The 18,988-nt window shown below is 62.5% G+C and carries 19 protein-coding genes and 1 tRNA gene; 7 read left to right on the top strand and 13 right to left on the bottom strand.

Annotation, left to right across the window (positions count from 1 at the left end; all coding sequences use genetic code 11):
- Genes HRQ64_RS08735 through HRQ64_RS08720 form a run of 4 tightly spaced genes read right to left on the bottom strand, consistent with a single transcriptional unit; the run spans position 1 to position 4,457 of the window.
- Positions 1-966 (bottom strand): ABC transporter permease, encoded by a 966-nt coding sequence (locus HRQ64_RS08735; protein ID WP_172123008.1) that lies wholly within the window; start codon positions 964-966, stop codon positions 1-3.
- Positions 963-1,958, bottom strand: coding sequence for an ABC transporter permease (locus tag HRQ64_RS08730; RefSeq protein ID WP_172123007.1), 996 nt, complete (start codon positions 1,956-1,958; stop codon positions 963-965). Before HRQ64_RS08730 ends, HRQ64_RS08735 begins: the two co-directional genes overlap by 4 nt.
- Positions 1,955-3,424 (bottom strand): sugar ABC transporter ATP-binding protein, encoded by a 1,470-nt coding sequence (locus HRQ64_RS08725; protein ID WP_172123006.1) that lies wholly within the window; start codon positions 3,422-3,424, stop codon positions 1,955-1,957. Before HRQ64_RS08725 ends, HRQ64_RS08730 begins: the two co-directional genes overlap by 4 nt.
- A gap of 19 nt (positions 3,425-3,443) precedes the next feature.
- Positions 3,444-4,457 (bottom strand): ABC transporter substrate-binding protein, encoded by a 1,014-nt coding sequence (locus HRQ64_RS08720; RefSeq protein WP_127752713.1) that lies wholly within the window; start codon positions 4,455-4,457, stop codon positions 3,444-3,446.
- 268 nt (positions 4,458-4,725) lie between these two features.
- Between HRQ64_RS08720 and HRQ64_RS08715 the strand changes: the two genes are divergently transcribed.
- The 3 genes from HRQ64_RS08715 (at position 4,726) to HRQ64_RS08705 (ending at position 6,809) form a co-directional block, all read left to right on the top strand.
- Positions 4,726-5,433 carry a GntR family transcriptional regulator gene (locus tag HRQ64_RS08715; protein WP_172123005.1) on the top strand — a complete coding sequence of 236 codons (708 nt, stop codon included), beginning with the start codon at positions 4,726-4,728 and terminating at the stop codon, positions 5,431-5,433.
- Positions 5,434-5,442: 9 nt separating this feature from the next.
- Entirely contained in the window at positions 5,443-5,652 is a 210-nt protein-coding gene (locus tag HRQ64_RS08710) for a 4-oxalocrotonate tautomerase family protein (protein WP_127752711.1), read from the top strand.
- 113 nt (positions 5,653-5,765) lie between these two features.
- A complete protein-coding gene (locus HRQ64_RS08705) occupies positions 5,766-6,809 on the top strand; it encodes an Ldh family oxidoreductase (RefSeq protein ID WP_172123004.1) in 1,044 nt (347 codons plus the stop codon).
- Positions 6,810-6,854: 45 nt separating this feature from the next.
- Here the strand turns inward: HRQ64_RS08705 and HRQ64_RS08700 are convergent, their stop codons facing one another.
- Genes HRQ64_RS08700 through HRQ64_RS08680 form a run of 5 tightly spaced genes read right to left on the bottom strand, consistent with a single transcriptional unit; the run spans position 6,855 to position 11,757 of the window.
- Positions 6,855-7,466 (bottom strand): DJ-1/PfpI family protein, encoded by a 612-nt coding sequence (locus HRQ64_RS08700; protein ID WP_172123003.1) that lies wholly within the window; start codon positions 7,464-7,466, stop codon positions 6,855-6,857.
- A 57-nt stretch (positions 7,467-7,523) separates the two neighbouring features.
- Positions 7,524-8,474: a substrate-binding domain-containing protein gene (locus HRQ64_RS08695; RefSeq protein ID WP_172123002.1), complete on the bottom strand. Its 951-nt coding sequence runs from the start codon at positions 8,472-8,474 to the stop codon at positions 7,524-7,526.
- A 46-nt stretch (positions 8,475-8,520) separates the two neighbouring features.
- Entirely contained in the window at positions 8,521-9,525 is a 1,005-nt protein-coding gene (locus tag HRQ64_RS08690; RefSeq protein WP_172123001.1) for an ABC transporter permease, read from the bottom strand.
- Positions 9,512-11,023, bottom strand: coding sequence for a sugar ABC transporter ATP-binding protein (locus HRQ64_RS08685; protein ID WP_248308248.1), 1,512 nt, complete (start codon positions 11,021-11,023; stop codon positions 9,512-9,514). Before HRQ64_RS08685 ends, HRQ64_RS08690 begins: the two co-directional genes overlap by 14 nt.
- Before the next feature lie 56 nt (positions 11,024-11,079).
- Complete coding sequence (locus HRQ64_RS08680; protein WP_349236687.1) at positions 11,080-11,757, bottom strand: GntR family transcriptional regulator; 678 nt, start codon at positions 11,755-11,757, stop codon at positions 11,080-11,082.
- Between the two features lie 207 nt (positions 11,758-11,964).
- Here HRQ64_RS08680 and HRQ64_RS08675 point away from each other — a divergent pair, with 207 nt between their 5' ends.
- The 3 genes from HRQ64_RS08675 (at position 11,965) to HRQ64_RS08665 (ending at position 14,708) form a co-directional block, all read left to right on the top strand.
- A complete protein-coding gene (locus HRQ64_RS08675) occupies positions 11,965-12,792 on the top strand; it encodes an alpha/beta hydrolase (RefSeq protein WP_349236686.1) in 828 nt (275 codons plus the stop codon).
- A 73-nt stretch (positions 12,793-12,865) separates the two neighbouring features.
- Positions 12,866-13,657 carry a YdcF family protein gene (locus HRQ64_RS08670; protein ID WP_172122998.1) on the top strand — a complete coding sequence of 264 codons (792 nt, stop codon included), beginning with the start codon at positions 12,866-12,868 and terminating at the stop codon, positions 13,655-13,657.
- A 130-nt stretch (positions 13,658-13,787) separates the two neighbouring features.
- On the top strand, positions 13,788-14,708 hold the full coding sequence (locus tag HRQ64_RS08665) for an acetamidase/formamidase family protein (protein ID WP_172122997.1): 921 nt from the start codon (positions 13,788-13,790) through the stop codon (positions 14,706-14,708).
- A gap of 45 nt (positions 14,709-14,753) precedes the next feature.
- On the opposite strand, the gene HRQ64_RS08660 is transcribed toward HRQ64_RS08665, so the two are convergent.
- The 3 genes from HRQ64_RS08660 to HRQ64_RS08650 form a co-directional block, all read right to left on the bottom strand.
- Positions 14,754-14,843 (bottom strand) — tRNA-Ser (locus HRQ64_RS08660).
- A gap of 44 nt (positions 14,844-14,887) precedes the next feature.
- Entirely contained in the window at positions 14,888-15,859 is a 972-nt protein-coding gene (locus tag HRQ64_RS08655) for a quinone oxidoreductase (RefSeq protein WP_172122996.1), read from the bottom strand.
- A gap of 2 nt (positions 15,860-15,861) precedes the next feature.
- Positions 15,862-16,731 (bottom strand): TerC family protein, encoded by an 870-nt coding sequence (locus tag HRQ64_RS08650; protein WP_172122995.1) that lies wholly within the window; start codon positions 16,729-16,731, stop codon positions 15,862-15,864.
- A gap of 171 nt (positions 16,732-16,902) precedes the next feature.
- Between HRQ64_RS08650 and HRQ64_RS08645 the strand changes: the two genes are divergently transcribed.
- Complete coding sequence (locus HRQ64_RS08645; protein WP_172122994.1) at positions 16,903-18,093, top strand: FAD-dependent monooxygenase; 1,191 nt, start codon at positions 16,903-16,905, stop codon at positions 18,091-18,093.
- 62 nt (positions 18,094-18,155) lie between these two features.
- On the opposite strand, the gene HRQ64_RS08640 is transcribed toward HRQ64_RS08645, so the two are convergent.
- Positions 18,156-18,899, bottom strand: coding sequence for an invasion associated locus B family protein (locus HRQ64_RS08640; RefSeq protein WP_172122993.1), 744 nt, complete (start codon positions 18,897-18,899; stop codon positions 18,156-18,158).
- Between the last annotated feature and the right edge of the window lie 89 nt (positions 18,900-18,988).

Genomic DNA, 18,988 nt, shown 5'->3' with positions numbered 1-18,988 from the left:
TTACCTAAGCGCCTGACGCGTGCCAGTGATGGCGATCGCGGCAACGATGATCAGACCGGTAAAGACGTCCCGCAAGCCCGAGCCGAAGCCTGCGGTGTTGAGCAGAGTGGACACCATGAACAGGAACAAGGCGCCGCCCCAAAGGCCGGGGACATTGGCCCGCCCGCCCGCAACCGAGGTGCCGCCGAGCACGACCACGGCGATGGAGGTCAGCAGGTATTCGCGGCCCATGGAGAGCGAGGAACCACCCGAAAATCCGGCCAATAGCGCGCCGCACAGCGCGGCAAGAGCGCCGGAAAGCACATAGGTCAACAGCCTGGTGCGCTCGACCGAGAGGCCAGCAAAGCGGGCGGCGCGCATGTTCTGGCCAGTGGCGAGCACGGTGCGGCCATAGATGGTGCGGTGCAGCACGATCCCCGCCACGACGGACAGGGCGATGGCGACGATGGCGAGTACGGGAACACCTAGAAAGCGCGAGAAGGTAAAATCGGAGAGCGCCGCGGGCGGCTTGATCTGCAGGCCGCGGCCATAGCTGATGCCGACGGACTGGATGATGAAGCTCGAGGACAGGGTCGCCACGATGGGCGGGATACGGAGCAGTCGGATCAGCAGATAATTGAAGCCCCCGATCAGGATGCCGCAGGCGAGCGCGGCAAGGAGACCCCAGAGGATAAGGCTGTTCTGTCCATCCATGACCTTCATGGCGACGGCGCTGGCCAGGCCGATGGTGGCCGGGATCGAAAGGTCAACATTGCCGGGTCCGAGTGTGATGACGAACATCTGGCCCAAGCCCACCATGACGGTGAACACCGAGAAGGACAGGGCGGCGACGAGCATGCCCTGGGCGCCTTGCCCTGCAATGGAAAAGGACAGCACCCAGACCAGAAAGGCGCCGAGGAATGACCAGAGCCAGACCGGAAGACTGTTTAGGGTGAACCGCGAAAGGGAAAGGGTCTGATCGGTCATTTTTCAGCTTTGCTGATGAGCACGCGGGCGGCGAGGATGATGATCAGGAACATGCCTTGGGCACCAACCTGCCATTCTTGAGGAATGCGGCCGCCCGGCAGGAACGGCACCTGGAAGAAGTTCAGCGCCGAGGATGCCAGTTGCAGCACCAGGGCTCCGATCACCGCGCCGATGGGCGAGATGCGACCGCCAACGAACTCAGCGCCCCCGATCACCGCCCCGGCGATGGAGAGCAAGGTGTAGCCGGTCGCCATATTGGCGTCGGCGCTGGAGGACACGCCCACGAGCGTCATGCCAGCCAGAATGCCGAACACACCGGCCAGGGCGAACATGGCGACCTTGGCCTTGAGGATGGACCAGCCGGCACGATGGACCGCGCGGGCATTGCCGCCAACGCCGCGCAGCACCGCGCCATAGGAGGAGCGCATCAGGACGAAATGCACGACGAGGCCAATCACGATCGCCAGCAAGACCGGCATGGGGATGAAGGGCGGCTGGAAGGCCATGAAGTCGCGCAGAAAGCCGGGGGCGGAGCCGCCAGGCGTCGGGCGGATCAGGAGGGCGAGTCCCGCCCAGAAAAAGCTCAGGCCCAGGGTGACGACGATGGAAGGGACGTTGCGCAGGTGAATGATGACGGCCGCCAGCATGTAAACCAGCACGCCGCCGGCCAGCATCAGCGCGGCAAGGAGCGGCGCTTCAGGCATATAGGTGGCGGTGACGCAGGCGACAAAGCCGACAAAGGCACCGATCGACAGATCAAGCTCGTTGGTGGCCATGACGCACATCTGGGCGATGGTGGCCAGAGCGACGGGAATGGCCAGGTTCAGCATCAGGTTGAGGCCGAAATAGCTGATCGCCCGGGGATTGAAGTACCAGATGGCCGCAAGCACGATGACGAGCGAGACTGCCGGCAGGGCGCCGCGCAGCAGACGCTGACGAGAGGACGCAGCCAGGTTCTGACCGCGTGCCGTGGTCGAAATGTCGGTGGTCATGCCGCGTCCTTGTCCTTGAACGAGGAGCCAATCACACTGGCCTCGGTAATGTCAGCGCCCTGCAGTTCGCCCACGATGCGCCCGTTCTGGAACACGTAGACGCGGTCGCAATATTCGAGCTCTTCGAACTCGGTGGTGTACCAAAGGAAGGTTCGGCCGCCCGCTGCCTGCTCGGCAATGATGTCATAGACTTCGAGCTTGGTGCCGATATCGACGCCGCGCATGGGATCGTCCATCAGCACCACGGCGGATGTGGTCGAGAGCGCCCGGGCAAAGAGCGCTTTTTGCTGATTACCGCCGGAGAGGGAGAGAATTTCGTCGTCAAGCGAGGGCGCCTTGATCGCCATGGTTCGGCCCCAGCGGCTCGAAAGCTCGCGCTCCTTGGCGCCGGACAGAAGCAGGCCGTTGCGGAGCACCGGCAGCGAGCCGACCGCGATGTTGTCGGCGATGGACCAGAGCGGGAAGATGCCATCAGCTTGCCGGTCGCCGGCAACGAAGGACACCGCGCCCGCGACGGTGATCTCGGGCTTGCGGGCGCGCGCCGCTTCAAAGACCTGCACCAGGAATTCGGTCTGACCATGCCCGGACAAGCCAGCAAGGCCGATGACCTCGCCGCGCCGGGCAACGAAGGGTAGCCCCCTGCCCGCTGGTTCGGCCTTGACGGCAATGGGAGCGTCGGCGAGGGAGCGGATCGAGCGCTCGCGCGCTGCGCGGTCAGGATGCTCACCGCCGCTCATCAGATCGACGAGGCTTTCGCGCGAGAAGTTGGCGACCGGGCCGGAAGCCACAAGTTGGCCATTCTTCATCACCGCGATCTGATCGGAGTAATCGAGGATTTCGCCCAACATATGCGAGATGAGGATGCACGAGACCCCGCTCTGGACCTCCTTGCGCACAAATTCCAGTAATTGGCGCGAAGTGGTCGCATCAAGTGAGGATGTCGGTTCATCGAGGATCACGAGGCGCAGCACGCCTTCGCTGACGGTGAAGGCTCGGGCGATCTCGACCATCTGGCGGCGGCCGATGGATAGGTCGGAAACTACGGTGTCGGGCGAAATGTCGTGGCCGGGAAAAATGCGCTCCAGCATGGCGCTGATCAGCGCACCGGCCTTTTTGCGCCAGCCCCAGCCCTTGATGGAGGGGTGGAGGATGCGCGTGTTCTCGGCCACTGTGAGGTTGGGGCACAAGGACAGTTCCTGAAACACGCAGCGCAGCCCCAGGGTTTGCGCCAGGTGCACCGAAATCTGGTCGTACTGCTGCCCGCCGACCTGGATGCGGCCCTGATCGGGTCGCAGCGTGCCGGCAAGGACATGCATCAAGGTCGACTTGCCGGCCCCGTTATGGCCGACAAGTCCGAGGCACTGGCCCCCGGCAATCAACAAGTTGACGTCGGACAGGGCGCGCACCGCGCCAAAGGAGCGGGAAACACCCGCCAGCTCAATTGCCGATCCGTTTGGCGCGGTCATGGCTTACTTCTGCTCTCGCCTAGAGGTTGTCTGCGATGGCCTGGATGGCTTCCTCTTGCGAGTATTCCTTATTGGCAACGCCGCCGACCGGCGTGTTGGCAACAGCTTCATCCAGCGTTTCCTGGGTGACGGTCAGGTAGGGAACGGTCACGTCCTTGGGGATTTCCTTGCCGTCAAGGATCTGCTGGGCAACCCAGAAGGCGAGCGTCGAGATGCCGGGCGCGATGGTGCCGGACCAGGTCTCGTAACCATTGGCATCGCGCTGCTCCTGCCACCAGGCCAGCTCGTCCTGACGGTTGCCCATGATGATGATCGGCACATCACGGCCGGCAGCACGGAAGGCCTGAGCCGCGCCATAGCCGTCGCCGCCCTGGGTGACGATGGCATCGATCTCGGGCAGCGAGGGCAGCACGGTCGACACAGCGCGCTGGGCCGTGGCCTGATCCCAGTTGCCGGTAGCTTCGCCGACAATGGTGAAGTTTGGATGAGCCTTGACGCCGTCGGCGATACCTTCATGAATGAGGTTATCAATGGAAGTGCCGGCAAGACCACGGATTTCCAGGAGATTACCGCCTTCGGGAAGACGGCCGGCGAGATAGTCGAGCTGCTGCTGGCCGAGCTGCTTGTAGTCGACCGCCACGCGCCAGGCGCAAGGCTCGGACACAGTGCCATCAAACGAGACAACAACGATACCGGCGTCGCAGGCGGCCTTGACGGCGCCGTTCAGGGCGTCGGGGGAGGCGGCATTGATGACGATGGCGTCGTAGCCCTGCAGGATCAGGTTTTGGACCTGGGCGGCCTGGGTGGGCACTTCCTGATCGGCGGTGGTGAAGGTGTCGACGGCCGCGACGATCCCGTCAGCAACGGCCTGGCTCGTCACCTTCTCCCAGCTTTCGAGCATGGCCTGACGCCAGGAATTACCGGCATAGTTGTTGGACAGGGCAATGCGCTTGCCCGATGTTTCGGCATGCGCGATGCCGGTCAGGCTGGTCGATGCCAGAACTGCAGTCAGCAGAATCAGTGAACGCTTCATTGATATTCCTCCTCGCCGCCAGGCGGCCCTATGAACCCCTCGTCAGCTCGCGCAACACCTGAGCAGCTTACCTGCTTCTTTGGACGGGTCGCTTCGCACCAGGTTGTCGGATGCGAGCTGGCTCTGTTCTGTCCGATTTCGTAGTATATAGGATATTGATTAGCAAGCTGGCTTGTGGTGGTTTGCAGAGCAGGTTGCTGATGGGGAGCCGTGAAGACGTGGCGTGCCTGGCGTCGTGCTGCAGGACGCGCCATCGGAAAGGACGATTATGCCGGCGGCGGACAAGACCCTCGACAAGACCAGCCTGGCCGAGCAGGCCTATAATCACATTCGCAACCTGGTGCTCGACCAAGCCGTCGAGCCCGGTGAGGTGATCGGCATCGATGTGATCGCGAGCAAGCTGGGCGTGTCCCAGACCCCAATCCGCGAAGCCCTGGCGCGCCTCGAAGGGGACCGGCTCGTCGTACGGCTGCGCAATGGGCGCTACAAGGCGGCGCCGGCCATGTCCCTGCTCGACTACGCGCATCTGTTTCAAACGCGCTTGCTGCTGGAGCCTGCGGCCGCGGCTCTCGCGGCGCAGCATCGTACCGAGCAGACCATTACGACGCTCGAGCAGTCGATCAAGGGAATCAACTCGGCCGGACGGGGCCCACGCAGCCAGCTGTTCGTGAACTTCGTGGACGCAGATGCCCTGTTCCACCAAACCATCGCCGCCGATTGCGGCAATATGTTCATCACAGGGGCCCTGGCCCAGTTGCAAGCCAATCATCGAATTGGCCCGCTTTATCGCAATCGTGGCGTGGTCGATGCCGATGCGGTGATTGCCGAACATACAAAGATCTGTGCCGCTATTCGTGCTGGCGATGCCAAGGGCGCCGAAGACGCCATGCGGCATCACATAGAGCGGGCACGCGACGTCATCCTGGCCTGGGTGGAGGATGCCCCGGCCACGCAGGATAGCACCAAAAAAGGGTAGGAGATCCCCATGCCGTTCATCAACATCCGGCTCGTCCGGGAAGTCATCGCTGATGATCCCGAAGGCAAGAAGGCCCAGATCGCGCGCAAGGTGAGCGACGCGGTGACCGAAGCGACGGGGCTGGCGCCCGAGGATGTCTGGGTGGTGTTCGAAGAGGTTGCGGCACGCGACTGGTATGTCGGCCCCACCAATGTCCATACCCGGCGAAATCTCGGCTAGGCCCCGCCGGATCAATTACCACGGAATGGCAGCGGCTGCCGCCACCGCGCTCTCGCGCGGGCGACCGCGATTGCCTCGCGCCCCCTCACCCAACAAGAACTGAAAGCGCAGATATGACGGATGTTTCTGCCGGCACCATTACCATTGCCCCCGAGGAGCTGGAGGGACGAGTCCAGGGGGCGCTGCGGGCAGCGGGCGCGAGCGAAGCGTCGTTGCTGGCTGCGACCAAGGCCATGATGCATGCTTCGATGCTTGGGGTGGACAGCCATGGCGTGCGCCTCGTACGGCATTATTGCCAGATGCTGGGTGGCGGCCGGATCAACAAGAACCCGGAGCTGCGCGTCGAGCACAAGGGATCCGGCAGCACCATGCTGGATGGGGATGACGGGCTGGGTCATTACGCCTCTTACCGGGCGATGGATATTGCCTGCGAGCGGGCCAAGGAAAGCGGCATTGCCGCGGTGGGGGTCCGCCGCTCGTCTCATTTCGGCGCCGCGGGTGCCTATGCCCTGGAGGCCGCTTATGCGGGCATGATCGGCTTTGCCACCACCAACACCGATTCCATGGTGCCGCTGTTTGGTGGCGCCAAGCGCTTTCACGGCACCAATCCGCTGGCCTTTGCGGCACCCCTGCCCGGCCACAAGCCCTGGCTGCTCGACATGGCGACTTCCTCGATCCCGATGAACCGCGTGCTGCTGCATCGCTCGCTCGACAAGGAACTGCCGCCCGGTGTTGCGGCCGATGAGAGCGGCGGCACCGTCACCGACCCGCATAGCGCCGAGATGGTTCTGCCGTTGGGCGGGGACGAGTATGGCTACAAGGGTGCGGGGCTAGCGGGCCTCGCCACGCTGCTTTCGGCCGTGCTCACCGGCACAACCCTTGATGCCGATTTCATCCCGATGGTCGGCGCGGACGATATCAGCACGCCCCGCAATATGGGCCACTTCGTGCTGGCGATCGATCCCGATCATTTCGCCGGTCGAGCCATCTTCGAGATGGGCATGTCGCGCTATATCGCCTCCTTGCGCGAAGCGCCCACGCGGGAGGGACACGAGGTCATGGCGCCCGGCGACCGGGAATGGAGGCGGGCCGAACATCGGCGCCAGCATGGGGTGCCGATCGATCTCGATACGGGTCGGTTCCTCGACCTTGCCTGATGCAAAGATTGAGCCGGCCACGTGGCGCGGCCGGCTCAATGGTGGTTAGGCAGCTTTTTCGGTGACGTCGCCGCTGTGGCGAATTTCGGTGCCGAGGACTTTGAGGCATTCGCGGATGAAGGCTGCAAGAGCGGTCCAGCCCTTGGCCGAAACCATGGTGCCATCCACAAAGGCGTCGGTGGGCGACAGATCGATATAGGTGCCGCCGGCCAGGATCACTTCGGGCTCGCAGGCGCCCAGCGCCGCGACCTTCTTGCCGCGCACCACGCCGTCCACCGCCACCAGGATCTGCACGCCGTGGCAGATGGTGAAGATCGGCTTGTTGGTTTCGTGGAAGTGCCGGACCATGGCCTGGACGCGCTTGTCGGTGCGGATATATTCGGGACCGCGGCCGCCCGCAGCATAGACGGCGTCGTATTGGTCCAGCTTGACCTCATCGAAGCTCTTGTTGAGCTGGAAGTAGTGGCCCATCTTTTCGGTATAGGTCTGGTGACCTTCGAAATCATGCAAGGACGTGGCAATGATGTCGCCGGCCTTCTTGTCGGGGCAGACAACGTGGACCGTGTGGCCAACGGCTTCCATGGCCTGCTGATAAACAAAGATCTCGTATTCCTCGGTGAATTCACCGACCAGCATCAGGATTTTCTTGCCTGGCATTTTGCGTCTCCAGTAATTGTGTTGGGCGGGACCAGCACAAGGCTGGCCCCAAAGCTATCAGAACGGGGAGTCAGGGAAGTAATATTCAGCCGCATTGTCCTTGGTGATCAAGGGCGCGTCGAGCTTTACAGAACCGCGCACCGGAGCCTGCCCGTTGAACTGGGCAGCGGTCATGTAGATCGCGGTCTTGATCATGGACGGCGGATAAGGCGTCTCGATCGGGGTCATGGGGTCACCCGCCATCACCTTTTCGATGATTTCCTTCATGCCATTGCCGCCGAGCGCATATTTGATTTCGGTCCGGCCGGACTGCTGGATGGCTTCCAGCACGCCGAGCAGCATGTCGTCGTCATTGGCCCACACAGCGTCGATATGGGGGTACTTGGCGAGATAGTCCTGCATCAGGCTGAAGGCTTCGTCGCTGTTCCAGTTGGCATACTGGATGTCGAGCACATTGATGTCAGTGCCTTCGATCGTGTCCTGGAAGCCCTGGATACGCTCGTCATCGATCACGGTGGGAATGCCGCGCAGCACCACCACATCGCCCTTGCCGCCGAGATTGTCGATCAGGAACTGGGCCGTAGTGGAGCCAACGGCGATGTTGTCGCCGGCCACGTAAAGGTCCTGGATTTCGGGATCCGTCAGACCACGATCAACCACGGTGATGAAGGTGCCGGCATCCTTGATGCTCTGGACCGGCCCTGTCAGTTCCTCGGAGGAATGGGGCAGGATCACTAGGGCATCCGGCTGGCGGGTGGCGGTCAGATCCTCGAGCGCGCTGACCTGGGCGGATGCCGAAGGTGAAGTCTTGACGACAACTTCGATATTGGGGAATGCGGCCTGGATTTCTTCGGCTGCGGCCTGGGCGTGGTAGACAACACCGGCGGTCCAGCCATGGTCGGCGGCCGGGATCGAGACGGCGATCAGCTTTTTTTCCTGCGCGAGAGCAGGCACGGCCACGAGCGCGGCGGCGACACTGATCGCGGCAAGCATATTCAATCGAGACATAGTTTCCTCCCTTGGACCTTTCGCAGGTGCAAGCCGTTCGGTCGCTTTACGGCTGCGCTTTCGAGAACCTCTGTACGAGCATCGCAATGATGATGATGACGCCTTGCACCGCGGCGACGAGGTATTCGGAAATGAAGTCGGACAGCACCATCAGGTTGGCGATCATTTCAAGGATCACCGCGCCCGCGATGGTGCCCCAAATACGACCCTTGCCACCGCGCAGGGCGGTGCCGCCGATCACCACGGCTGTGATCACCTGCAGTTCCCAGAGGAGGCCGGTGGTGGGGGTGGCGGCCCCGAGCCGCGGGACGTAGCAGATCGCGGCGATCGCAACGCATACGCCTTGAATGACGAAGGCGGTGGTGCGGATCTTGGGGATGGAGATACCGGAAAAGCGTGCCACTTCCTCATTGGCACCGACAGCGGCGCAGCGGCGGCCGAACTTGGTCTTGTAGAGCAGGAAGGCGCCGATCAGGGCCACCACGATCGAAACGACTATCGGAATGGGTATCCCTGCCAGGGTGCCGAAATAGATTGGCCGGAAGGGCTCGCGCAAGCTGCGGTCGATCGGGATCGTGCCGCCATTGGACATGAAGGTGATGAGGGCGCGGAAAATGCCCATCGTGCCAAGGGTGACGATAAAGGGCTCAATCTTGCCGATAGTGACGATAAGACCGTTGAAGAGCCCGCACAGCGCACCGACGCAAAGCACCAGAGCCATGCCGGCAATGATGGCATTGGCGCCAAGACTGGGAACGAGGGCGTTCATGAACATGATCATGACGCCGGTTACAAAGGCCGCCATGGAGCCCACAGACAAGTCGAGCCCGCCCGAGGAGATGACGAAGGTGGCACCCACCGCGATGATGGCGATGAAGGACGAACGCGTAATGACATTGGTCAGGTTGGTGGGCGAGAGGAAATCGGGGTTGACGAGGAAACCGACGATTACGAGGACGGCCAGGGCGATGAAGGGGCCCAGATCCACCCAGTTGATGCGCCCGAGCAGGGTTTCGCGCGGTGATGCGGCACTGATCTCAGCCACGGGCATTTCCTCCAGTTGAACTGGCGGTTGTCCCGCCACTTGTTGCGGCAAGCACCACCGCATGTTCGGTGATGGCGTCGCCCTCCAGTTCGGCCACGAGCCGGCCCGAGCGCATCACGAGGATGCGGTCACACAGGCCCACCAGCTCCTGCAGTTCCGAGGAGATGACGATGCAGGACTTGCCCTCACGCACCAGCTTGTCGATGAAAGTGTAGATCTGGCTCTTGTTGCCGATATCAATGCCGCGCGTCGGCTCATCGATGATGACGACCGAAGGGTTGAGCAGCATGATCTTGGCCAGCAGCAGCTTTTGCTGGTTGCCGCCCGAGAGTTGGCCCGCCTGCAACTGGCGACTGCGAACGCGGATATCATATTCCTGCACCGCGCGATCGAGCTGCTGATCTTCGAGCTTTTGCTCGAGATATGGTTTGCGATATATCCAGGACAGAGCCGTCAGCACCAGGTTGGGTGCCAGTCGCTCCCGCAGCAGCAGACCCTTGCCCTTGCGATCTTCTGTCAGATAGCCGATCCCGGCCTCGATGCCATCGGCAACCGAACGGATATGGGTCTTCTTGCCGCCGACGCGCACGGCACCGGTCTTGGCGGGCCGCAGTCCCAGCAGGCCCTCAAAGAGCTCGGTTCGCCCAGCCCCGATCATGCCGCCAAAGCCGAGCACTTCGCCCGGGCGGGCGACGAAGGAAATGTCGTGCGCGAAACCTGGCACATCGGCATGCTCGACTTCGAGCAGCGGCGCTGCGGTGGAGAGGCCGCGCTTGTGTGGGTAGAGCATAGCCAGGTCGCGTCCGACCATGAGGTTGGCCATGTCCTGCTGGGTTAAATCAGCGGCGGGATAGGTGCCGATCTTCTTGCCATCGCGGAGCACTGTGATGCGATCGGCGAGAGCTTCGACCTCATCCAGGCGGTGGGAGATGTAGAGCACGGCTGCGCCCTGATCGCGTAGGCCACGCACGATCGCCAGCAGAGTTTCGACTTCGGTAGCGGCGAGCACCGCGGTGGGTTCATCGAAGATCACCATGCTGTGCTCTTCAAGCAAGGCACGGGCGATTTGCACCAGCTGGCGCTGGGCGATAGGAAGATTGCGAACCAAGTCCCGGGGGGAAGCGGTGCAGCCGATCGCCGCGAGCCGCTCGGCGGCGATGCGCTCCATGGTCGCGTCATCGACGAGCCCGTTGCGACCGAGTTCGCGGCCTAGAAAAAGGTTTTCCAGCACGGTGAGACCGTCGGCGAGCAGGATCTCCTGATGCACCAATACAATGCCGGCATTTTCGGCCTGCACCGGCTTGCTGAAGTGTGCGGGCTGACCGTGATAGGTGATGGTACCGGTGGTGGGTTCCACATGCCCGGAAACCAGGCGCATCAGCGTAGATTTGCCAGCGCCGTTCTCGCCGATAATGGCGTGGATTTCCCCGGCGCGGATATCCAGGTCAACGCCGCTCAGCACCGTGATCGGGCCATAGGCTTTGCCGAGATCCTGCAATTGCATCAGCGGCTGCGCTGTGGTTTGCGCCCGATCCTGGAGCACAGCGTGCGCGACCCCGGTCATTCGAAAACCGGCAGCAAGCGATCGCGCGAGCGCTCGATATGGGCCCGCATCGCCTGCTCTGCGGCCTGCCCGTCACGCGCTTCAAACGCAGCAATAATCGCCTCGTGCTCCTCCAGCGCTTCCGCGGTGACGCGCGAGTGGAACATCAAGCGAAAGATGTGGAAGTGGACATGCTGGTGTGCCAGCGTATCGCGGATCAGATCGTTGCCAGCGGTCTGCACGATCATGTCGTGGAACACCGCGTCCTGCCGGGCAAACTGCGAATAACGCGCGCGTTCATCGCCTGATTTGGCGCGCCGCCCCATAACCCCCGCAGCTTCGGTGAGTGCAGCAAGGTTCTTGTCGGTGAGGCGCGCAACGGCCTCCCGGGCAGCATGAGGCTCGAGCAGAAGGCGAAGTTCATAAAGGTTCGCGAATTGTCGAACCGAGATCTGTGGGGCGGCGCTAAAGCCGATGAGATGAGTCTTGTTGACCAGCCCCTCACCCTCGAGGCGGCCCAAGGCCTCACGGATGGGAGTCTGCGAGACGCCAAGCTCGCGGGAAAGATTGTCGACGGTGATGCGGGCACCAGGCGCGATCTTGAGCGCCATCAGCTGGGAAAAGATTGCCTCATAGACTTCGTTGGCGAGACTGAGCGGGCGCGGTATTGGCGCGGCGCTTTTATCCGCCTCCACTTTCGCATCTCTCGTGAGCACGTGCCGAGCCATTGCTTCCCCCTCGCAATGACAAACAGCTAGCACGACATACCTCGACATGCAATCGTATATGATATTGGATTGTGGACGCGCAGTTGCTCCGAGTTGCCTCGGCGCGCACAAGAGGCTCACTCCGGGAAGTGGCCAGTGCGAAGAACGGATGACGTGCAAGCTGGGGAAATGATCGTGGAAGATGCCAAGGACCTGTTTCGGACACGCGATCACGTGCCGGACTTTGATGGCTACCTGAAAGAATATGCCGGCCGCAGCGCCCTAGCGCGGCATAATCACCGGGCTGTACTGGACCTTGAGTACGGGCCCGAGCCAGACGAAAAGCTCGACCTGTTTTTGCCACCGCCCGCGGCCGCCCCGGTACCAGTGCATCTCTTTATTCATGGCGGCTATTGGCGGATGTTCAGCAAGGACGACTTCTCCTTTATTGCCGATACGGTGGTCGCTGCCGGCGCCATCGCCGCTGTTATGGACTATTCCCTGATGCCAGCGGTTCGCATGGAGAAAATTGTAGCTCAGGTCCGCCGCGCTGCCGATTGGCTTGCAGCGAATATACCTCGCTTTGGCGGCGACCCGAACCAACTGAGCGTATCGGGCCACTCCGCCGGCGCCCATCTGTGCTGCACGCTGCTGGAAGCGGATATCCCAGTAGCGCCTAAGAGCGCGCTCCTTCTCAGCGGTATCTATGACCTAAAGCCGCTGCGGTCGTCCTTTCTGCAGCCAATGATCGGCCTGACGGAAGACGAGGTCACTAAATTCTCGCCTCTCTCGAGAAACTATCGTGCAGGCGGCGATGTGCTGCTGCTGGTGGGGGAGCAAGAAACCCTGCCGTTCCATTCCCAGGCAGACGCGATGCAATCACGGCTTGCTGCCCAGCAGGTGCCAACCAGAAGGATCGATATCCCGGACAGCAACCATATGAGCATAGCTCTCGACCTCGGGGTCGGCTCAACCGCAGTGAGCCAACTCCTGACCGCCGCCATCAAGAGCACCGGAGGCTAGACTTCTCCCCACGTATTCAACGTGGCGCGGGAAGCGCTTTACTCCGTTGCCGCTCCGGGGCATCTAGCCTCGCATGTTTTTCATCCTGTCCAAGATCTTCTGGCTGTTCGTGCAGCCCGTCAGCCTTACCTTCGTGCTGTTTTTGGCGGGATGGATGTTGAGCCTGTTGCGCCGCCGACTAGCGGGGCTGGTATTTGTTGGCCTCGGGCTAATGATCTTTGGGCTAAGCGCCTTTACCACGCTTGGATTCAACCTGATTGCGCCGCTGGAAGAGCGCTTTCCACGCGGAGAGCCCCTCCCCTCGGATGTGCAAACCATCATAATGCTGGGCGGCGCCACGGCCGGCCGGGTCAGCACGGCGCGGCGCATTGCCGAACTCAACGAGGCAGGGGATAGACTCACCGAAACCCTGCAGCTGGCCAAGCAGTATCCCCAGGCCAAGATTCTGCTGAGCGGAGGTGTCGGTCTGCTGATCGCTGATGGCGAACCAGAAGCAGAAACGGCCCGGCGGTTCTTTAGCGCCCAGGGCATCGCTCCCGAGCGGCTGGTGCTTGAAGGAGAGTCGCGCAACACCGACGAGAATGCGGCCAACAGCGCCGCCCTGCTTGGGGCGGAAGCCAGGACCATCGTGCTGGTCACGTCGGCGTTTCACATGCCCAGATCTGTGGGCTTGTTCCGCAGCGCTGGTCTTGAGGTGCTGCCGCGGCCGGTCGACTATCGCAGCTCAGGGACCGAGGGTATGGGCTTTGATCTGGCCAACCCAATCCTGAACCTGAACACCACCACACTGGCGCTCCGCGAATGGATTGGCTTGATCGCCTACAAACTGACCGGCCGCATTGGCGACTGGTTTCCCGCGCCCTAGGTTCAGAACGGCTTGGCTTGCTCAACAGCACTGGTGGCTGGATGCTGGGGGCAGCTTGGGGTTAGGTTGGCCAGGGAGTGCATCAGCCCGGCGCCGTGCCGCCGGTTCAACCCCTCGAAGGAACAACAGCTTGGCCATCCATCGCTTCACGCCGACCACTTATTACAATGTTATCGGCACTTTTCCGCCGGCTCTGCGCATTGCCAATGGGGACACGGTGATCACCCGAACGCTGGACGCAGCCGGCGATGACGAGCACGGTGTCAACCGCTCGGGTGGACCCAATCCCATGAATGGGCCGATATTTGTGGAAGGCGCCGAGCCCGGCGACGCGTTGCGGGTGCAGATCATGGCGATGGAGCCCACGCGTGACACGGGCTGGACCCGGCAAGTGCTGGCCGCCAATGTGGTTGACCCCGAATTTGTTCGCGTCCTACCCCCCCGCAACCGAACGGAATGGCGCATCGATCGCGCACAAGGGACCGTGCAGTTGCAAGACCCGGTGCCCGGTCTTGAGCACCTGGTGCTGCCGCTTGCGCCGATGATCGGGTGCTTTGGCGTCGCCCCCACACTTGGGCAGGCAATTTCCACCGCAACCAGCGCCGAGCACGGCGGCAATATGGATTACCGGCGCTTTGGCCCGGGCACCACGGTGTGGTTTCCCGTAGCGGCGCCGGGCGCGCTGTTCTTTCTCGGCGATGGCCACGCCATTCAGGGGGATGGCGAGATCGTCGGCACGGGGGTGGAGACCAGCTTTGAGGTCACCATTACCCTAAGTGTGGAAAAGCGACGGCCGCAGGTCTGGCCAAGGGCGGAAACGGCCGAGGAGATCATCACCATCGGCAATGCGCGCCCGCTCGACCAAGCCCTTCAGCACGCCACCACCGAAATGGCGCAGTGGCTCGGTCAGGATTTTGGTCTCGATCTCGTGACGTCGAGCCATTTGCTGGGTCAAGTCGTTCGATACGACGTCGCCAATGTGTTCGATCCGGCCTACACCGTTGCCTGCCGCCTACCCAAGCGGTTCCTGCCGAGGCGACATGGCGTCTGACGGTTCCGGATAAAGGTAGCCAGGGCCGCTGCAGAAGAGCGGCACTGGCGGGTAGGGAGGGATTCGAACCCCCGGAACGCTTTCACGTTCGCCGGTTTTCAAGACCGGAGCAATCAACCGCTCTGCCACCTACCCGACGCGCCAGCGTTTAGCCGCTGGCGGTTTGGCTGTCCATCCCCCTATGGCAGCAGGATCACCGAGCCGGTGGTTTGCCGATCCTCGAGCGCGCGATGTGCCTCGGCTGCTTGCGCGAGGGGGAAAGTGCGTCCGATATTGACCTTGATCGCCCCCGACCTGATTGCCCCGAACAGGGCCTCGGCGCCCTCGAGCAGATCGGGGCGCTGGGGGAAATAATGCGCGCTGATCGGCCGGGTTACGAACAGCGAGCCCTTGCGTGACAGCACGGTTAGGTCCGGAATGGACACCACGCCCGAGGCATTGCCGAAGCTGACCATCAACCCCCTCGGGCGAAGGCAATCAAGCGACTTGTCGAACGTGGCCTTGCCGACGCCGTCATAAACCACATCGACGCCGCGTCCCTCGGTTAGCTCCCGCACGCGGGCGGCAAAATCCTCGGTCTTGTAATTAATGACCGCTTCGCAGCCGTGCTGCAGGGCGAGGGCGACTTTTTCCTCACTCCCCGCCGTGCCGATGACGCGCACCCCCAGGGACTTGGCCCACTGCGTGGCGATCTGACCCGTGCCGCCTGCGGCAGCGTGCCATAGAATGGTTTCTCCCGATTGGACCGGCCAAGTCTTGAACAGGAGATAAAAGGCAGTAAGCCCCTTGAGCATCACCGCGGCCGCGGTTTGGTCGTCCACGCCATCTGGAATGCGCACGATACGGTCCGCAGCCAACAAGCGCTGCTCGGCATAGGCGCCGACCTGCCCCTGGTAAGCCACCCGGTCACCAACGGCGAGGCCCTGCACGCCTGGGCCAACTTCGGTAACAACGCCGGCGCCTTCATTGCCCGCAACAAACGGGGTCTGCAGCGGATAAAGGCCGGAGCGCTGGTAGGTGTCAATGAAGTTGAGGCCGATCGCGGTTTGGCGGACGGCGACCTGCCCCTCACCTGGGCTGCTCACCGGCCAGTACCTCCACTCCATGACCTCTGGGCCACCGGTACTTCGAACGACGATCGCCTTGCTCATGCTCAGCTCCGAGGCTTGCGGGGCGCAGATTTGGGGCGCGACTGCGCGCGGCTCACGGGCGTTGACTTGCCCGGGGAGCGAGTCGTCGCCGCAGCGGCGCCAGAGTTGCCGCTGATAGCGCCGCTAGGTCCGGTGAATGGAGCCACGGGAGCGGGACTCTTGGCCTTGCGGCTCTTGGCGATGATATTGATCGCCTCAACCAGTACCGAGAAGCCCATGGCCGAATAGATATAGCCCTTGGGAATATGGAAGCCGAACCCGTCGGCGACCAAGGACATGCCGATCAACAGCAGGAAGGCCAGCGCCAGCATCTTGGTGGTGGGGTGATCGGCAACAAACTTGGCAACCGGGCCGGATGCAACAAACATCACGCCCACAGCCACGATCACGGCCGCAATCATCACCTCGACATGGTCCGCCATGCCAACCGCCGTGACGATGGAATCGATGGAAAAAACCACGTCGATTACGATGATCTGCCCAATAATCGCAGCGAAGGCTGCGGTAGCCTTCTGCGCGAGATCGGCCTCATGAGGCTCCTCGATGGCAGCATGCATTTCGTGGGTGGCCTTGTAGACGAGGAACAGGCCACCGGCGATGAGGATCAGGTCCTTCCAGGAAAGCTCAAGTCCGAAAGCGCTGAACGCAGGCTGAGTGAGGCTGATGATCCAGCTGATCACCAGCAGCAGCAAGATGCGGAAGATGAGAGCCAGTGCAAGACCGATCTTGCGCGCCCGGTCCGCCTGCTCCTTGGGCAGGCGTGAAACCAGCACGGAGATGAAGACGATGTTGTCGATCCCCAAGACGATTTCCATCGCCGTCAGGGTACCAAATGCGATCCATACATTGGGATCGGCGAGCAGCTCCAGCATTCAAGACTCCATCTCGGCTGTCAGGCCACCATATCTAGGCTGCTCCGCTCTGCTAGAGAAGTGCAAGTCTGTGTTTTCCCGCTCCTGCTGGTTAGGCAGCAGTTTGCCGGAGCGCTGGCTTCACCGGGCCGGAAAGTGCTAGTTCAGCCTAACGTCGAACCGAGGTTTCTTATGTCCGACCTGCCAAATCCGAGCGCGTCAACGAGTGCCGATGCCGATGCCATCGTCGTTGGTGGCGGGCTTGTTGGCTTAGCGGCGGCTATCGCCGTTGCAAAAACGGGTCTGCAGGTTATTCACCTTGCGCCTCCTGGCCCTGTCGATAATCGCACCTCCGCCTTGATGATGCCGAGCGTCGAATTTCTGCGCTCAGCGGGTTTGATCGACCAACCCGAAGTCTTGGGGCATCGGCTGAGCGAGATTCGGATCATCGATGCAACAGGCCGATTGATCCGGGCACCCGAGACCTTGTTCGAAGCGCGCGAGTCTGGATTGGAGGCCTTTGGCTGGAACTTCGCCAATCAACGCTTGCTGGCCCAGTTCCGGGAGCGGGCCGCGCAATTGCCCAATCTCGAAACGCGCCCGATCGGGGTCGCCGAATTCGCCTATGGGCCTGAGGCACCGGAATTAACCCTGACCGACGGATCGCGCCTGCGGGCGCCGCTGATCGTTGGAGCGGACGGCAAGAAATCGCTGATCCGGTCCGCGGCCGGCTTCCGGGCCCGCGAGAACGGCTTTACGCAGGCGGCGCTGGTCTGCGACCTGGAACTGGCGCGGCCGATTGGCGGCATGTCGATCGAGTTTCATTACCCGCAAGGTCCGTTCACTCTGGTGCCAGCAGGCGACAACCGGGCGAACCTGGTGTGGATCGATGATCGTGAAGTGCTGCGCGAGGCGCAGGCCGGCGGTGCTGAGCGTCTGCTGCCGATCTTCCAGGCGAAGTCGCAGCGTCTGTTTGGGGCCATTAGCCTCGCCACCCCCGCGCATGTGTTTCCGCTGAGCACGCTCAGTGTCGAGCGTGCAGGGGAGCGCGGCGTCGTGCTAGTGGGTGAAGCGGCCCATGCGTTCCCCCCGATCGGAGCGCAGGGGCTCAATCTCGGCTTGCGCGATGTGGCCGATCTGGCGGCGGTGCTGCAAGGCGTTAGCACCAGCAAACAGGGTTGGGCCGAGGCGGTCAGCGAGGCTTATTCGGGGCGGCGGGCCGCAGATCTGGCGCGCACCGGCGGCATGGTCGATGCGCTGTTCCGTTCGTTGCTCGCGGACATGCTGCCAGTCCAGGCCGTGCGCTCTGCCGGGCTATGGGCCCTCAAGCTGCTCCCCGGCTTGCGCCGGCAGGCCTTTTCGCTGGGCATGGGCATCCGCTAAGGCCCAGAGACACAAAAGGCGCGGTTTCCCGCGCCTTTTGCTGCATGTGAATGATGGGCGCTTTACTGCGCCGGAGCGGGCGCCGCTTCAGCTGCGGGGGCAGCACCATCGGCAGGGGCGGCAGCGCCACTGTCGAGCTGCTGGCGCAACTGCTCGGCGCGATCCTGCAGAACCTGCTCCAGGGCGTTTTCGCCGCTGGTTTCCTGGCGGAACTGGTCAAAGGTCAGCGAAGCGTCGCCATCATAGGCGGCGGTGAAGCCGGCGAGGTTGATCTCGATCACCAGATCTTCGTTCTGGCGGTTCTTGGCGGTCAGCTTGAGCGTGCTGCCCTTCTTCAGGGAATTGACATAGGCCTCGTTGATCACGAGCTGGGTCGCGCAAGAGGTGGGGTCACACAGCATGAACGGCACGCGTACCGGCTTGGAGCCGTCGATCTGCCAGGTCAGGCCGAAAGGGAGCAGCACGCCGAGCGGCACGGCTGCGACGGCCAGCAGGCGGCTTTCCTGACCGGGATCATCACGCAGCAGGAAGGAACCCAGGAATTGCCCGTTTGCCAAGACGACCTGACGCATAATGCAGGCCTTCTGGTTGTTGGGCAGCGGATCGCAAACCTTGAGCCAGTTCTGCGTGGGACCGCCCGCTGCTGGAGCGGTTGCAGCTTCGGCGGGAGCTGCCGCATCCGGCGTAGCTGGAGCTTCGGCTGCCGGAGCAGCTGGAGCGGGAGTCTCCTGCGCAAAGGTGGAGAGAGGCGAGAGCAGAAGCGCTGCCGCGGTAATTCCGGCTACGAGAGGTTTCCTGAAGATCATAAACGTTCCTTGGCTTTCTGGCGGAGCCGGTGACGAGGGTGCCACCCAATTCTTGGTAGCCCTTCAAGTGCTGAAATCGGGCAATAACA

Origin of the sequence: Devosia sp. 919, from assembly GCF_013185965.1 — a bacterium.
In the GTDB taxonomy this organism is placed as follows: Bacteria; Pseudomonadota; Alphaproteobacteria; order Rhizobiales; family Devosiaceae; genus Devosia.
The sequence above is the reverse complement of the archived record's forward strand: the minus strand, read 5'-3'. Positions and strand labels throughout refer to the sequence as shown.

What these genes read in the sequence shown, in the direction of transcription:
- HRQ64_RS08735 (WP_172123008.1), bottom strand. Translation starts at nt 966, where the DNA reads ATGACCGATCAGACCCTTTCCCTTTCGCGGTTCACCCTAAACAGTCTT.
- HRQ64_RS08730 (WP_172123007.1), bottom strand. Translation starts at nt 1,958, where the DNA reads ATGACCACCGACATTTCGACCACGGCACGCGGTCAGAACCTGGCTGCG.
- HRQ64_RS08725 (WP_172123006.1), bottom strand. Translation starts at nt 3,424, where the DNA reads ATGACCGCGCCAAACGGATCGGCAATTGAGCTGGCGGGTGTTTCCCGC.
- HRQ64_RS08720 (WP_127752713.1), bottom strand. Translation starts at nt 4,457, where the DNA reads ATGAAGCGTTCACTGATTCTGCTGACTGCAGTTCTGGCATCGACCAGC.
- HRQ64_RS08715 (WP_172123005.1), top strand. Translation starts at nt 4,726, where the DNA reads ATGCCGGCGGCGGACAAGACCCTCGACAAGACCAGCCTGGCCGAGCAG.
- HRQ64_RS08710 (WP_127752711.1), top strand. Translation starts at nt 5,443, where the DNA reads ATGCCGTTCATCAACATCCGGCTCGTCCGGGAAGTCATCGCTGATGAT.
- HRQ64_RS08705 (WP_172123004.1), top strand. Translation starts at nt 5,766, where the DNA reads ATGACGGATGTTTCTGCCGGCACCATTACCATTGCCCCCGAGGAGCTG.
- HRQ64_RS08700 (WP_172123003.1), bottom strand. Translation starts at nt 7,466, where the DNA reads ATGCCAGGCAAGAAAATCCTGATGCTGGTCGGTGAATTCACCGAGGAA.
- HRQ64_RS08695 (WP_172123002.1), bottom strand. Translation starts at nt 8,474, where the DNA reads ATGTCTCGATTGAATATGCTTGCCGCGATCAGTGTCGCCGCCGCGCTC.
- HRQ64_RS08690 (WP_172123001.1), bottom strand. Translation starts at nt 9,525, where the DNA reads ATGCCCGTGGCTGAGATCAGTGCCGCATCACCGCGCGAAACCCTGCTC.
- HRQ64_RS08685 (WP_248308248.1), bottom strand. Translation starts at nt 11,023, where the DNA reads ATGCAATTGCAGGATCTCGGCAAAGCCTATGGCCCGATCACGGTGCTG.
- HRQ64_RS08670 (WP_172122998.1), top strand. Translation starts at nt 12,866, where the DNA reads ATGTTTTTCATCCTGTCCAAGATCTTCTGGCTGTTCGTGCAGCCCGTC.
- HRQ64_RS08655 (WP_172122996.1), bottom strand. Translation starts at nt 15,859, where the DNA reads ATGAGCAAGGCGATCGTCGTTCGAAGTACCGGTGGCCCAGAGGTCATG.
- HRQ64_RS08650 (WP_172122995.1), bottom strand. Translation starts at nt 16,731, where the DNA reads ATGCTGGAGCTGCTCGCCGATCCCAATGTATGGATCGCATTTGGTACC.
- HRQ64_RS08645 (WP_172122994.1), top strand. Translation starts at nt 16,903, where the DNA reads ATGTCCGACCTGCCAAATCCGAGCGCGTCAACGAGTGCCGATGCCGAT.
- HRQ64_RS08640 (WP_172122993.1), bottom strand. Translation starts at nt 18,899, where the DNA reads ATGATCTTCAGGAAACCTCTCGTAGCCGGAATTACCGCGGCAGCGCTT.